At 57.5% G+C, this 14,335-nt stretch carries 13 protein-coding genes; 6 read left to right on the forward strand and 7 right to left on the reverse strand.

What is annotated here, in order from left to right; all coding sequences use genetic code 11:
• Nucleotides 1-71: 71 nt before the first annotated feature.
• The gene (locus QRN33_RS05630) at nt 72-740 is read right to left on the reverse strand and encodes a ribonuclease T2 family protein (protein ID WP_285407521.1); all 669 of its coding nucleotides are present in this window, start codon (nt 738-740) and stop codon (nt 72-74) included.
• A 164-nt stretch (nt 741-904) separates the two neighbouring features.
• On the opposite strand from QRN33_RS05630, the gene QRN33_RS05635 reads away from it, so the two are divergent.
• Both QRN33_RS05635 and QRN33_RS05640 read left to right on the forward strand, forming a co-directional pair.
• Nucleotides 905-1,375 (forward strand): hypothetical protein, encoded by a 471-nt coding sequence (locus tag QRN33_RS05635; protein WP_042609078.1) that lies wholly within the window; start codon nt 905-907, stop codon nt 1,373-1,375.
• Nucleotides 1,376-1,475: 100 nt separating this feature from the next.
• Complete coding sequence (locus tag QRN33_RS05640) at nt 1,476-2,264, forward strand: transporter substrate-binding domain-containing protein (protein WP_285407524.1); 789 nt, start codon at nt 1,476-1,478, stop codon at nt 2,262-2,264.
• 93 nt (nt 2,265-2,357) lie between these two features.
• Here the strand turns inward: QRN33_RS05640 and QRN33_RS05645 are convergent, their stop codons facing one another.
• Nucleotides 2,358-2,720: a DUF6124 family protein gene (locus QRN33_RS05645; protein ID WP_064361403.1), complete on the reverse strand. Its 363-nt coding sequence runs from the start codon at nt 2,718-2,720 to the stop codon at nt 2,358-2,360.
• 531 nt (nt 2,721-3,251) lie between these two features.
• Between QRN33_RS05645 and dusA the strand changes: the two genes are divergently transcribed.
• Nucleotides 3,252-4,238 (forward strand): tRNA dihydrouridine(20/20a) synthase DusA, encoded by a 987-nt coding sequence (dusA, locus tag QRN33_RS05650; protein ID WP_285407527.1) that lies wholly within the window; start codon nt 3,252-3,254, stop codon nt 4,236-4,238.
• A 48-nt stretch (nt 4,239-4,286) separates the two neighbouring features.
• On the opposite strand, the gene QRN33_RS05655 is transcribed toward dusA, so the two are convergent.
• Entirely contained in the window at nt 4,287-5,120 is an 834-nt protein-coding gene (locus QRN33_RS05655; protein ID WP_042609074.1) for an undecaprenyl-diphosphate phosphatase, read from the reverse strand.
• A gap of 572 nt (nt 5,121-5,692) precedes the next feature.
• Here QRN33_RS05655 and QRN33_RS05660 point away from each other — a divergent pair.
• The 3 genes from QRN33_RS05660 to QRN33_RS05670 all read left to right on the forward strand — a co-directional run bounded on the left by QRN33_RS05660 (nt 5,693) and on the right by QRN33_RS05670 (nt 9,156).
• Nucleotides 5,693-6,433: a winged helix-turn-helix domain-containing protein gene (locus QRN33_RS05660; protein ID WP_042609073.1), complete on the forward strand. Its 741-nt coding sequence runs from the start codon at nt 5,693-5,695 to the stop codon at nt 6,431-6,433.
• Nucleotides 6,434-6,710: 277 nt separating this feature from the next.
• On the forward strand, nt 6,711-7,370 hold the full coding sequence (locus tag QRN33_RS05665; protein ID WP_042609072.1) for a winged helix-turn-helix domain-containing protein: 660 nt from the start codon (nt 6,711-6,713) through the stop codon (nt 7,368-7,370).
• 391 nt (nt 7,371-7,761) lie between these two features.
• A complete protein-coding gene (locus QRN33_RS05670; RefSeq protein ID WP_042609071.1) occupies nt 7,762-9,156 on the forward strand; it encodes an undecaprenyl-phosphate glucose phosphotransferase in 1,395 nt (464 codons plus the stop codon).
• Between the two features lie 532 nt (nt 9,157-9,688).
• Here the strand turns inward: QRN33_RS05670 and QRN33_RS05675 are convergent.
• Genes QRN33_RS05675 through QRN33_RS05690 form a run of 4 tightly spaced genes read right to left on the reverse strand, consistent with a single transcriptional unit; the run spans nt 9,689 to nt 14,315 of the window.
• A complete protein-coding gene (locus tag QRN33_RS05675) occupies nt 9,689-11,767 on the reverse strand; it encodes a YjbH domain-containing protein (protein ID WP_042609070.1) in 2,079 nt (692 codons plus the stop codon).
• A complete protein-coding gene (locus tag QRN33_RS05680) occupies nt 11,764-12,525 on the reverse strand; it encodes a capsule biosynthesis GfcC family protein (RefSeq protein WP_285407533.1) in 762 nt (253 codons plus the stop codon). Before QRN33_RS05680 ends, QRN33_RS05675 begins: the two co-directional genes overlap by 4 nt.
• Nucleotides 12,522-13,187: a YjbF family lipoprotein gene (locus QRN33_RS05685; RefSeq protein WP_285407535.1), complete on the reverse strand. Its 666-nt coding sequence runs from the start codon at nt 13,185-13,187 to the stop codon at nt 12,522-12,524. Before QRN33_RS05685 ends, QRN33_RS05680 begins: the two co-directional genes overlap by 4 nt.
• A 12-nt stretch (nt 13,188-13,199) precedes the next feature.
• The gene (locus QRN33_RS05690; RefSeq protein WP_172667912.1) at nt 13,200-14,315 is read right to left on the reverse strand and encodes a polysaccharide biosynthesis/export family protein; all 1,116 of its coding nucleotides are present in this window, start codon (nt 14,313-14,315) and stop codon (nt 13,200-13,202) included.
• Between the last annotated feature and the right edge of the window lie 20 nt (nt 14,316-14,335).

Consider the following 14,335-nt stretch of genomic DNA (forward strand, 5'->3'; position numbering starts at 1 on the left):
GGAGCTACAAATCTTCAGGCAAAAAAAAGGCGCTCATGCGAGCGCCTTTTTTCCTGGGCCGTTACGGATGCTCAGCGTGCCGGCGGCACCCGAATGTCCCCCGCGCGACACTGAGTCTTCACCCCGTTGCCACACGCGCCGAACTGCAAATCCTTGTCCAAGCACACCCGCACTTCCGACAGCTGTGGGCCGCTGCAAACCACCGCAATTCCATCCTTGGGAATACCCGGATTGGCCTTGCGAAACAGATCGACAATCTCCTGCGCTTCGAAGTAGTACGACGTCGAGCCGAACGGCTGCAGCTCCTGCGGAATCTTCACCGCGCCGAGAGCCTGATCTGACTTGTCCAGATAACCCATCGCACCAAGACCACTGCAGGTGCCGTGCTTGGACCATTCGTGATCGAGGAGTTTTTTCGTGGGGTACATCGTCAGGCCTTTGCTGGTTTCTGCCGCCGACAGCGTCGTCAGCGGCGGGCAGGATTCTGGCCAGCCACCCTTGGCATATTGCGGCCACAAACCGTGCAGGACAAACCCATAACCCTTGCCGGTGCACTGCGCGTCGTCCTTGTGCGTCAGACAAAAGGTCGGTGACCAGGACAACGCCAGCAGGTAGTAGTCGAACACCCCTGCCACCGACTCCGCCTGCGCTTTGTTCGATGACGGCTGACGCGCCGAGCTTATGCCGATGCTACCGGCCGTCAGCGCAATCAGCGCCAGAATTGTAAACAGCTTTTTCATTAACCCATTCCTTGGGACGCCTGCGTCCGTGGTTTTCGTTGATGGCCACGCTTGGCCAGCGCTGATTTCGACACGTTTGTATTGCAAGCGCATGACGCAAGGCAAGGCCCTGCGCCGTGCAAAGGTCTACGCTGAACAGGCAGACATCCAACAAGGGAACCGACATGAGTAAAGCAGACGAACTCGCCGCCAGACTCAAGCAGACCCGACATACCCAGGCTGATGCGGCGCTGGAAATCGATTGCTGGCCTGCTCAGGTGTACGACTTGTACCACCGCATCGAGGGCTGGCTGCAGCCAGTCACCGAAGTAGGACTGAAGATTCGCCGCAATCCTACGCACGTTTGCGAAACTTCGCCGGATGGCGAAGCCCGTGACTACGCCATCGACCAACTGGTGATCGAGGCCAACCATCACAGCCTGACGTTCGATCCGATTGCGCGGTTTACCGAGGATGGTTGCGGGCGTGTCGAAATCAAGGTGCCAGGGCGCGATCAGTCGTTGCTGCGCACGGTTGACGAGCATGGCGAAAGTCACTGGTGGTTGCAGACTATCGAGACCGGCCAGGAGCTGGATGCGATTGCATTGACGGAAAACAATCTGCTGCAAGTAGTGCAGCAAGGGCTGGGCCTGTAACGGATCAACACTGACGGGTAACGTCGGACTGGATCAACGGTGAGAACGTGGTTAACTTCGAACACGTTCTTCCCGCCCACTCCAGAGAAAAGTCCGACAGATGCCAACGACAAAAACCACATTCCTGCTCGGTGCATTGCTCGCGTTGCCTTTCACCGCTCAGGCAGCCGAACCGTCAACCCACCTCGACAGCATCCAGCAACAAGGCCAGTTGCGCGTCTGCACCACCGGCGACTACAAGCCCTACACCTTCAAGCGCAGCGATGGCGACTTCGAAGGCATCGACATCAGCATGGCCCGCTCCCTGGCCGACAGCCTCGGCGTCAAAGTGCAATGGGTGCAAACCACCTGGAAAACCCTGATGCCCGACATGCAGGCGGGCAAATGCGACATCGGCATGGGCGGCATCTCGGTCACCCTCGAGCGACAGAAAAAGGCCTACTTCAGCAACACCCTCGACACCGACGGCAAGATCCCGCTGGTGCGCTGCGCCGACCAGTCCAAATACCAGACCATCGAACAGATCAACCAGCCCACCGTGCGCCTGGTCGAACCGGCCGGCGGCACCAACGAAGCCTTCGTCCACGCCTTCCTGCCCAAAGCGCAATTGGCGCTGCACGACAACGTGACGATCTTCCAGCAACTGCTCGACAACAAGGCCGACGTGATGATCACCGACGCCTCGGAAGCACTGTATCAGCAGAAGCTCAAACCCGGTTTGTGCGCGGTGAATCCGCATCAATACATGCAATATGGCGAGAAGGCGTACTTGCTGCCGCGCGATGACATCAGCTGGAAACTGTATGTCGATCAGTGGCTGCATTTGAGCAAGGTTACTGGCAAGTATCAGCAGACGTTGAGTGAGTGGATTGCGGTGCCGGCGCAGTAACCGTTAATCGTCGTGCAGCGGTGAAAGCGAATGTTCAACTAGCCATTTAGTCTCGCGGTGACGGATAACCGCTCCGTCACCGCGAGGGTCGCTTCAAGCCTTCACTTCGACTTTGTCCAACGCCTGATTCACTGCGATCTCTCCCAGCATCACTACCTGGGCGATGCCCAATAACGTCTTGCGCTGCGAGTTTTCCAGTAACGCGGCGAAGTCGTTGAGCATGATGCTGGCCGAACCCAGCGATTCGCTGGCATTGGCCAACAGGGATTCGCTGTCGTACGCAGGGTTGGCGAGGAACATGCGTTCGGGCTGGTTGGTGGAGGCTTTGATGTGACTGGCGGGAGGCAAGTAGTAATCCAGCGCACGCTCGGCGGCGTCGTGGAGTTTTTTTGAGTCTGGGGATTTGTAGGGGGATGCGGGATCGGTGTCCGGCGGATTTGGTGTGGGTTTGAACATGGATGAATCCTCTAGCGCGATTACCAAAAGGAGCCATCACCCTCGCTACCAAACGAAGGGTGGCGGCCATACGCGGGTTGGTAGACCGGTCGCACTAGAACCCGGCGCCCACGAATGGACCCCACGCATGACCACCATGATATTCGAGCGCTGAGAAGCGACCTGAATCAGGTGACGCAATGCATCTAGACACGAAGCGGGCTACCAAACCCGATCACTGATTTCAGTGACCCAGGGACGATAGAGCCCGTAGGCTAGACGCACAAGCCGGCGGATTCTGTCTTAGGTGTAGGGGGAGGCGCAAGACAACGTAGGCTTCGGATGACTTTCACTAGTCAGATTTAAACAAGCGCCCGCGTAACCGTTTAAACGGATATTGAAGGACAGAAAACAGGCAGAAATACACTTCCTCCCATCAGGCCGAGCGCGTCGGAGACCAGTTCAAACCACAAACAGCGCCTCGCAAGCCTTTGCCTGTTCGTAGACCTGATAAACTCTTGCGCCCTCGCCTCCTTGATTCAGATTCTTCACATGCCCCTACAACCCGCCCCACTCTCCCGCCGTTTTTCCGTCGCCCCCATGATGGATTGGACGGACCGCCACTGCCGGTACTTCCTGCGCCTGCTGTCCAAGCACGCCCTGCTCTACACCGAAATGGTCACCACTGGCGCGTTGCTCAACGGCGATCACGAACGTTTTCTCCGTCACCACGAAGCCGAACACCCGCTCGCGTTGCAGCTGGGCGGTAGCGTTCCGCTTGATCTCGCGGCCTGCGCGCGTATGGCGCAAGAGCACGGCTACGACGAAGTGAACTTGAACGTTGGCTGCCCGAGCGATCGTGTGCAGAACAACATGATCGGCGCGTGCCTGATGGGGCATCCGCAGCTTGTGGCGGATTGTGTGAAGGCGATGCGCGATGCGGTGTCGATTCCGGTGACGGTAAAGCACCGCATCGGCATCAACGGACGCGACAGTTATGCCGAGCTGTGCGATTTCGTCGGTACGGTGCGCGATGCCGGGTGCACGAGTTTTACCGTGCATGCGCGGATTGCGATTCTCGAAGGGCTGTCGCCGAAGGAGAATCGCGACATTCCGCCGTTGCGTTATGACGTCGCGGCGCAGTTGAAGGCGGATTTTCCGGAGCTGGAGATTGTGCTGAATGGCGGGATCAAGACCATGGAGGCCTGCCATGAGCATCTGCAGACGTTCGATGGCGTGATGTTGGGGCGTGAGGCTTATCACAATCCGTATTTGCTGGCAGAGGTCGATCAGCAGTTGTTCGGCAGTAACGCGCCGGTGATCAGCCGGGCTGAAGCGTTGGCGCAGTTGCGGCCTTATATTGCCGAACATCTGCTGGCCGGTGGTGCGATGCATCACATCACGCGGCATGTGCTGGGTTTGGGCACTGGTTTCCCCGGGGCGCGCAAGTTTCGGCAGCTGTTGTCGGTGGATATTCACAAGGCCACGGATCCGTTAGCGTTGCTTGACCACGCGGCGCAGTTGCTTGAAGGGCGTTGATGCCCTGCCCTCAATAGCCGGGCGGTTTGATCCGCCTGGCTTGACGCCTCAAGCGGCCGCAGCCGCCGTCCAGTTCACCCAGCCAAACACCCACGTCGCCAGAATCAACAAACCAAAACCGATCCGGTACCACGCGAACGCCGCGTAGCTGTGGTTGGCAATAAACTTCAGCAAACCACGCACGGCGATCATCGCAAAGATGAATGCGGTGACGAAGCCGAGGGCGAAGACTGGCAGGTCGTTGGGCTGAAACAGGTCGCGGTATTTATAGCCGGAGTACACCGCGGCGCCGACCATGGTCGGCATGGCGAGGAAGAACGAGAACTCGGTCGCGGCTTTGCGTGAGAGGCCGAAGAGCAGACCGCCGATGATGGTCGAACCGGAGCGCGAGGTGCCGGGAATCATCGCCAGGCATTGTACGAAACCGACTTTTAGCGCGTGAGACCAGCGCATGTCGTCGACATGTTCGACGCTGACCACATGGCTACGCTGTTCCGCCCATAACATGACAATGCCGCCGACAACCAGGGCAACCGCAACGGTGATCGGGTTGAAGAGATATTCATGGATCGCGTCGGCGAATAACACGCCGAGGATAACGGCGGGGAGAAACGCGATCAGCAGATTAAGGGTAAAACGCTGTGCATTGCGCTCGGTGGGCAGGCCTTTGACGATTTCGAAGATCTTCGGACGGAATTCCCACACCACCGCAAGAATAGCCCCCAGTTGAATAATGATGTTGAACGCCATCGCGCGTTCGCCGCCGAATTCGAGCAGGTCGGCGACAATAATCTGGTGACCGGTACTCGAGATCGGCAAGAACTCGGTCAAGCCTTCTACCGCGCCCAATATCAACACCTGGAAAAGGGTCCAGAAATCCATTAATCCTCCGTCAGAGCACTCGAGACGAGCGACCGGTCAATAACACTCAGGGGTTGAGTATCTGAAGTTACACAATTGGCTTTTATGAATATCAGAAGATCGCAGGCTTCGGCAGCTCCTGTAGGGGAACGCATTTCAAGCGTAGGAGCTGTCGAAGGCTGCGATCTTTTGGTCTTGAAGAATAGGTCTAACGGATTACCACACTCAAGTCATGTTAGTAATCGTCGGTCGACGAACTTAACTGGAAAAATTTACATCTATTACAACAATTATTTCAGTTCAGATATGAAATGTGATCAACTTCACACAATCAGGACATGGCCAACCCATGGCAAAAGGACATAGACAAAGCCATCGCTATAAGCTCAAAATAGTGGCACCATTGCATATAGCCATCATCCACGCATTAGTTCACAACCCCCGAAAAATCAACTAAAAGCTTGAAAAGCTTACTTATTGTTAGAAAACTCGGGAGACACGTCTAAAATCCGCGTAAATGTTACCAATTGTCAGTCACAGATGAGAACCGGTGCTTTAACATCCCGATGTCAGCACCTAATTCGAGTCAACGCATGATGCTCTCAGGGAACTTGGCGACTAGAAGTCCGCGCCCGACAAATGATGAATCCGGTGTTCTTGCTCTGGGTCGTACCTTGGGTGTGGCCGATCATTTTACGACGCTGATCGCAAAGCACGTGCAGCCCGATATGATCCTGGAAACAGGTGCTTTCACTAGTTCATATAAACAGCAGCGTTACATCGATTCCTATCGCGCCATCTTCCTCATCATCGATAGCCCACAGGCCCTCGAAGACAATTTGGCGCTTATACAGAATCTGCGTGATGCGAACTTGAAACCGCTTATTTGCGCAGTCATCACCGGCCGCGGGGCGGTCAACAAGATCAAGTATTATCTCGCCGGCGCCGATGCCTGTATCAAGCTCAACACACTGAGCGATGACAGCGACGACCTGCTCACGGAGTTCTTCAACAGCGAAGACTGGCAGCGGGATATCACTCTGACGCTTGATCCGACGCGGATCTGCCTGCTGGACAGTCGGCGCAAACTCGATATTTCTTTCGCCGAGATGAAGATCCTCGAGGCCTTTGCGCAGACCGCCAATCACATTCTGAGCCATGATGAAATCGCCAGCATCATGGGCCTCAACGCCAATTTCTACGATCCTCGGGCACTGGAGAAATCAATCAGCCGCTTGCGTGGAAAAATCAAGGACATGTATGGTACAAACGCGATTCAGAGCATCCGCGGCTACGGCTATCGCCTGATGCGGGGCCTGATATCGACTGCCTGAGTCTCGGGCAGTCTTCCCTTTTGCATACGTACGAAGGATCGTCTGATGCAGCCATATCGTTTCAGTTCCGCTTCATATTTATTAAAACTCAAGCACTTGAATGAGCGCGGCAACACGCCACATAACAATAAAACTCCATAACATAGCAGCAGATCGAGTGGAATTTATCGACGGCCATTTTCGGCCCGAACCCTGCCTACGATTACTTCCGAGGAAGTCATTGCTCGCCTGCCGATTTATCTTTTAGCCAATTTTGGTGTGTATTTAGGAGAGAGACATGGAAACGAGTACAACCCTCCCCAGAAAATATTTTGTAGTTGTGACGCACAGCACAACGTCGCAGCGTGAACTGGAAAGCATTTTGTCCAGTGAGCGTTTCAATTCGTTTGGCACGTCGCAGGCGCAAATGTTTGTTGAAGGTGTTGCTTCGCCCTCTTCCGCCCCGATGGTCATGGAGTTCAGTTACCCAAGTCTTAGCCGAAAGAACGTTGCGCGCAGTATCGAACATGATACTCAACGCATACTGGCCACCCTTGAAAATGAATGGCGAGCCGCGCAGACAGACAATCCGTTCCAGAGCTTTCCGGCAGTTAGTGCAGAACGAGCACATATCTCGAATGTCAGCGAGAGTCCTGAGGCCTGCAGCGACACCTGGCATCTTGACGATGATCAAGGCGTACTGCTCAAGGACAACATCGCAATCAGCCTGACTGGCCTGGAAACCGCCCTGGTCCGGAAAATGCTGACCCATGAAGAACGGGTGGTCAGTCGCGATGACTTGATCATCAGTATTGGCCGGGAGCCCGAGCAATACCGTGGTCTGGAGATGTGCCTGAGCCGCTTGCAGGATAAATTCAAGAGCGCGAGTAATGGCGAGCGATTGTTTCGAGCCGTAAGAAATCGCGGATATTGCTTGATCCAGGAAGTCGTCGCGTAATCACAGGCGACATTCTAACCGAGACAAACAGATATAAAGTGCGACTACAACAACAAGAAGAGCACTCTGTTTGGTTTTTCCTCCCTGATTCAATAAAAGCTTCCCTGCCTCCACCCCGCCAACAGTAACAAATACATCCCCGCCTTTTCATCCCCCTCTCTACGACCTTTTCTAACAGCCTGCTATTTAAATATTAGAAAGTTGGCATTGTGCCATCTTGTTAGAACTCGTCAGACACCATTCCCGGCAATAACTTAGTCTATCGGCTGACGACAGTTCTGCTCTCGATGTTGTTACCTCAAGACACTCGCTAAAACAAAAACAATAAGTCTGCATAACAACTCGGCTTTCAACTGTTGAAACCTGAATGGACGTCTTTTGGGGATATCGTATGGATCTTTCTCTCAGTATTAATCGAAGCACGGGCCTCAAGGGACTGACCTTTTGGGGCCAATGGGCGCTGGCACAGGCTTTCGTTGTGACGCTGTTGTTCATCCTCGCTGAACAGCACACCGGCACCGTCGCGTTCTACTACCGAATGTGCGCCACCCTCGCCGTCCTGGCCTCGGTGCCGGCTTACACATTCAGCGGCGTTTATCGCAAACGCGACAACTACCTGACTGGCCTCGGCCGTCTGTTCATGGGTTGGTCGATGACCATGGCCGCGCTGGCGTGCATCGCGTTTGTCTGCCAGGCCGATGAGCTGTTTTCCCGTCAGGTGATCCTGAGCTGGGCGGTGTACGGCTTCCTCGGTCAGGCCTTCCTATACGCGCCGCTGCATGCGTTTTCCAAGTACTACCAGCGTTCGCGTAAAAGCGAGCACCGGACGCTGATCGTCGGTACCGGCGAACTGGCACTGGGCCTGGCGAAGAAACTCAGCCAACTGGAAAACCTGCCGCTGATCGGTCTGGTCAGCAACGGCGACAAACCAGTCCTCGCTGCGGACGCACCACGCGTCGTCGGCGCTCAGGATGAGTTGCTCGAGCTGATTGAGGCTCACGACATCCGCCGCTTGTACATCACCCTGCCGCTGTGCGAAGCCGCCAAAATCGAAGCGATGTATGTCGATCTGCTCGGGGCCAACGTCGATGTGGTGTGGGTACCGGATCTCAACAGCCTGACCCTGCTCAACCACTCGGTGAAAGTCGTGGACGGCCTGCCGGCGATCTACCTGAACGAAAGCCCCCTGACCAGCCGCCCGACCGCTGCCCTGAGCAAAAGTCTGGTTGAGAAGACCGTGGCGTTCCTGGCGATCATTGCCCTCAGTCCGCTGCTGTTGATCATCGCGCTGGCGGTTAAACTCAACTCGCCTGGCCCGGTGTTTTTCAAGCAGGATCGTCATGGCTGGAACGGCAAGGTGATCAAGGTCTGGAAATTCCGCTCGATGCGTGTCCACGATGATCGCGAAGTGAAACAGGCCAGTCGTAATGACTCGCGTATCACCGCCGTGGGTCGCTTTATCCGCCGCACGTCGCTGGATGAGTTGCCGCAACTGTTCAACGTCTTGCAGGGGCATATGGCTCTGGTAGGTCCGCGTCCACATGCTGTTGCGCACAACAACTACTACTCGGGCAAAATCCTCGCCTACATGGCGCGTCACCGAATCAAACCGGGGATCACCGGGCTTGCACAGATCAGTGGCTGCCGCGGCGAGACCGACACCATCGACAAGATGCAGAAGCGTGTCGAGATCGACCTGCAGTACATCAACAGCTGGTCGTTGTGGCTGGACCTGAAGATCCTGGTAAAAACGCCGTTTACGTTGTTATCGAAAGACATTTACTGAGGTTCACAACTTCAGATCGCAAGGGGACGAAAGTCCCCTTTTTTGTGGGCGGGATTTGGCACAACGGTATCGAACACAGGTGCGCCCCCACAGGGGGTTGGGTTATGGCCGGGTTCTGTAATTGGATGACGATCAAATGTAGGAGTGAGCCTGCTCGCGATGGCGCTGTGTCAGTCAATGATGATGTCGGCTGACATGACGCTATCGCGAGCAGGCTCACTCCTACAAGGGGCTTTGAGACATGGCCGGGATGTGTGGCGCGACGCAGATCAACTGTAGGAGTGAGCCTGCTCGCGATGGCGCTGTGTCAGTCAATGATGATGTCGGCTGACATGACGCTATCGCGAGCAAGCTCACTCCTACAAGGGGCTTTGAGACATGGCCGGGATGTGTGGCGCGACGCAGATCAACTGTAGGAGTGAGCCTGCTCGCGATGGCGGTAGGTCAGTCAACAACGATGTCGGCTGATCGGACGCTATCGCGAGCAGGCTCACTCCTACGAGGTTTTGTGTCGGGCTTGGGAGGTCGGCGCTTACTCGGTAATCTTCTCGAAGTTGCGATAGAACATGTCCCCTTCCCGGCTATCCGTCATCGAGTGCAGTTGATAGCTGCGGCTCAGTCGGGCGCCACCATCTCGGGTCAGCGGCGCCCAGACCAGGTTTGCGCGGCGCATGGTCGACATGCTCATCATTTCGTCGAACGGGATCGACAGGTAGAGGCCCTTGTCGAAACTACCTTCGCCGTATTCGGCGCTGCTGGCCGTGGTAATGGTCGCCCAGGCACCGACGCGCACGCCGTTGAAGAACTCGCGGGAGATGTCCACGGTCGTGCCCCAGTCCCCGGCCAGATAACGACCGACACTGACCGCGGCCAGCGTGTCGAAAGGCAGATCGGTATAGCCAGTGATATGCCCGGTCACCACGGAGTAATCGCGCAACGCGAAGCCTTGATCGAAATCGCGCTGGCGCACCCAGTTCAAATCCGCTCCTACCGACCAGCGTTCGCCTGTCGGGCGGAACAGCACTTCGGCACCGACGCCGGCAAACATCGATTCCAGATAACCGCCATAAACCATGCCGTAGAGATCCTTGTCCAACTGCTCGGCATGGCTGAGCTGGAACAACGGCATGGTCGTGTTGGAGGTGGTCAGGTACTGGCGCAAATCCGTGCGCACGCGCGGCAATCCGCTCGGCGCGTCGTAGACGAATTTGTCGAAGTTGTTGACCAGATTGGCACTGAGCAAACCGCTCCACCAGGTGTTGCGGTTGAAGCGATATTCCGCGTCCGCGTCGGCACTGAATTGATAGAGCAAACCGTCCGGGCCGCCGACGTTTTGCTTGAAGCCCAGACCGACGCCATAGCTGAAATGCTGCGGCGCTTCGGTGTAGAGGGTTTTCTCGTTGCGCGGCATCGCCGGGTTGATTTCGGTGGTGCGGTGCAGCGACTGCAACGGCTCCTCGTTGTTGATCACCTCGCGAAAGGTCTGGCGCGGCAGGCTGGTTTCTTCCAGCGGCAAGTCGTAGCGCTTGTTGACCACGGTGAACCAGTCGATGTCGTCGTTGACGCTGTTGTCGAGAATCCGGCTCGCGCGGCCGACAGCCTTGGACGAATGAAAATATCGCTGCTGCTCGCCATACACGATCAGCTCGGAATCGCGCTGGCTGATGCGCTCTACCTTGTACCCGGCATTCTGCTGCAGACGCCGCGACACATCGGCCCAGTTGACCTGCTCCATCGAGGTCGTCGGGGCCTTCGCCGGCAGGGGTTCGGGCGTCGGGTCGTAGGTCTTGGCCGGGGCCTTGCGGCTGACGAAATTGGTGTGAAAGGTCACGCCGAACATTGCCGTATTGCCCCGTTCCCACGCAGCGCTCAGATCGATTGAATCGGTGACCTTGAACACCGCGCCGAGGTTGATCGGCGAGTCCTGTTTGATTTCGTTGTCCTTCGGCTCGTTCTTGTAATCGTTGCCTTCGAACTCCAGTTTCAGGCTGAGACGATCCCAAGGCGTCTGATAGCTCACGCCACCGAACAGCGACGGTTTGCCACGAAAGTACGAGCCGGAGTTGACGTCGCCGGTGCCTTCAAGGGCCGGGCGGGTATCGAAGCGATTGCTGACGTAGCCCAATGGGTTGTCGAAGTCGCCGCGATTACCGATGTAGCCCCAGGCGATGCCCGCGCTGAAATCGAAATTGTCGAAACGCTTGTTGGCGACGAAGAATTCGCTGGAGAACAAACCGGTACCACCGATATCTCGAAAGCCCAGCGCCACTTCCGGCGCCCAGTGGCTTTCCTGCCACAGGCGCACTTTGGCGTCGACCGCCTTGTCCTTGTAGCTTTGACTGCCGCTGAGGGCCTCCGAGCCGTACGGCCGGTTGGTGATCGCGGTGTAGCGAAACGAACCTTCGAGCCAGTCCAGCGGCTGCAACGACACGCTGTAGCGGCTGTAAGGGTCGGTGCGATTGGCGTTGACGCTCAGCTCGCCGGCCGGGGCCATGCGCGCCGTCGGCGTCTGCAACAGGCCGGTGCCACCGAAGTCATTCTGGGTGATGCGCGGCTCGGCGTGGGCCAGACCGCAGGGCAATAACAACACAGCTGCAAAACGTAACTTCAACGAACCACCTCGGCCAGCTGCGTGGCAATGAATTCGGCCAACTGCTGATTCAGTTCAGGAAGAGGCGGATCCAGATCATCATTTTTTATCGGCACCAGAATCCTGCTGCCGGCCACCGGTAACTGTCCGGACTCGCGATTCCAGTGCGCGATACCGACACGCCGCGACACGCCGTTGGGCTGGATCAGCCACAGGTAATCGGCCTCGGCGTCGTCGAGAATCGAGCAACCTTCCAGGTATTCGCGAGCCTCCTGCAACGGCTGATACGGCAGGTGGCACGGCTCGGCGACTGCGCCCAATACCTGCACTTCGTCGACCCGTTTCGGGTAGATCAGCCGATCGCCGTCATCCAGACGAATGTTGCGCGCGAAGCCGACTTCCACGGCGACCGGGTCGAGGTCAGCGATCTGCCGCCCGGTCACCGGCATTTGCCGGACTTCTTCGGCAATGCGCTGCGCCAGTGCTGCGCGGCCTGGCCGGTCGAACAACGTCGCCATGCGCTGCAGCACATCGAGGTCGAACAGCACGCCGACCTTGAGCCGTGTCTGTTCCTCGAGCAGCGACTGACGCAACAAGCCGCCCGCCAGCCAATAGCCTTCGGCATTGGGCACGGCTTCGCCGATCACATCGAGCAAGCGCCCGCCCGGCGGCAACTCTATCGCCCCGGGATTAGCGACATCGCCGGACACCGTGACGGCGGCCTGACTCGCCCCGGCGATCAGCAGAAAGCCCACCGCGATAAGGCTGAAGCGCTTCACGGCAGGTGCCTGCGATCAGGGGTCAGCTGCACCAGCTTGACGCGCAGTTGCGAGGTCAGCTGTTGCTCGCTCTGCAGAATGAAACCGTCACGTGGGTCGACCCAGTAACGGTTGGTCGCACTGAGGCCGATGGCTGGCGCGTCAATCTGCTCATCGACGCGCAGTACCGAGTAAGTTTTGTCGAGAATTTCCAGGGTCTCGGTGGAGCGGCGCGAAAAGCGGCTGTTGACCACCACACCGACTTCCTGGCCCTTGTACAGGTCGATCCAGCGCCGCGTGGTGTAACCATCCGCGACGTGGTGCAGGCCTTGCTTGAACGGCGAGTCATCGGCCAGCCGCGTGCCATCCAGATCGCCCTCCAGTCCCAGGCCAATGCTGCGCACGGCAAGGCCATCGCGCAGCAGCAATACCTGCTTGCCGGAGGCGACCCAGAACTGCAGGTCTTCACGCTCGCGCACCAGCGCCAGCACGCCGGAGCCGGAGGGCGTGGTCAGTTTCAGTTGCGGATAGTTGACCCCGGCAACTTCGGCCGCCGAAACGTCAACTTCATCGGGGCCGACGACGGCTGCCTTGAGGTTGTTCAGCGACGCGCTCATCAGCGGGTTACAGCCGCACAGCAACGACGCCGCCATCAGGCAGACGCCCACTTTCAATAGGTTCACAGTCGGGCGGCCTTATTTGCTGTTGTTGCTGTATTCGCTCCAGTTCTTCGCTGCCGAAGCCCCAGTGCCGACAATCGACGCCGACGGCACCAACTGGCTGATGAAACGGTTCCAGCGAGTGACGTTGGCCGGGCCGACGTAGACGACATCCTGCGGCCGCACCTGGAAGTGCGATGCAAGCGCCATGGCGGTCGGTGATTCGGCTTCGAGCTGATAGATCTTCGCTGGCTCGACGTCGAGATTTTCTACCCCGCGAATGACGTAGACCGCGTTGCCGTTGGAGCTGGTCTGACTCAGGCCGCCGACCGAACCGAGCACGTCGGAAAGGTTCATCGTCGCAGTCTTGAAGCTCAGCGCGCGTGGCTGGTTGACCTCGCCCATGACGTAGATGCGCTTGTTGTCGTTGTACGGCAGGTACAGCTGATCGCCGCCCTTGAGGTAGACGTTCTGCAGTTCGGAATCCTGCTGATTGAGCGAGTCGAGATTGAGCGGATAGACCCGCCCGTTGCGCGTCAGCAACAGTCCGGACAAGTCGGCGTTATTGGTGTCGATGCCGGCGGAACCGAGGGCCTCGACCACGCTCAGCGGATTGGTCGAAATCGCTTGCGGGCCGGCCTTCGTTACGGCACCGGTGACCACGACTTTCTGGCTGGCGAAGCGCAACACCGCTACATCGACCTGGGGCTCGGCGATGAATGCCGACAAGCGTTGTTCGATGTCCGCGCGCAGTTGCTGGATGGTCCGGCCAGCGGCCTGGACTTCCTTGATGAACGGGTAATACAGCGTGCCGTCGGAGCGCACCAGGCGGCCGTTGGCATCGATCTGTTGTTGCGCGCCGGAGGGGGCGGTCAGCTCCGGGTGATCCCAGACGGTGATGTACAGAACATCATTGTTGCCGATGCGATATTCCGCCGGCGTTACCAGCAGCTCCGCCGGCAGCGACTCACGCTTTTGCGTGGCGCGGTTCATGGCGATCAGCTTCGGGGTGATCGGAATCAGCTCGACCCGACTGCTTTCGCTGGCGCCCTGGCGGGTGATATCGCTGGTGCTCAGGTATTGACCGGGGGAAAACATGCAACCTTGCAAAGCGAGACTTGCCAACATTAAAAGATAAACACTACGAGTCATAATGGCACTACGCTATTCAA

It is taken from the genome of Pseudomonas sp. FR229a (genome assembly GCF_030209115.1).
Classification (GTDB): Bacteria; Pseudomonadota; Gammaproteobacteria; order Pseudomonadales; family Pseudomonadaceae; genus Aquipseudomonas; species Aquipseudomonas moraviensis_A.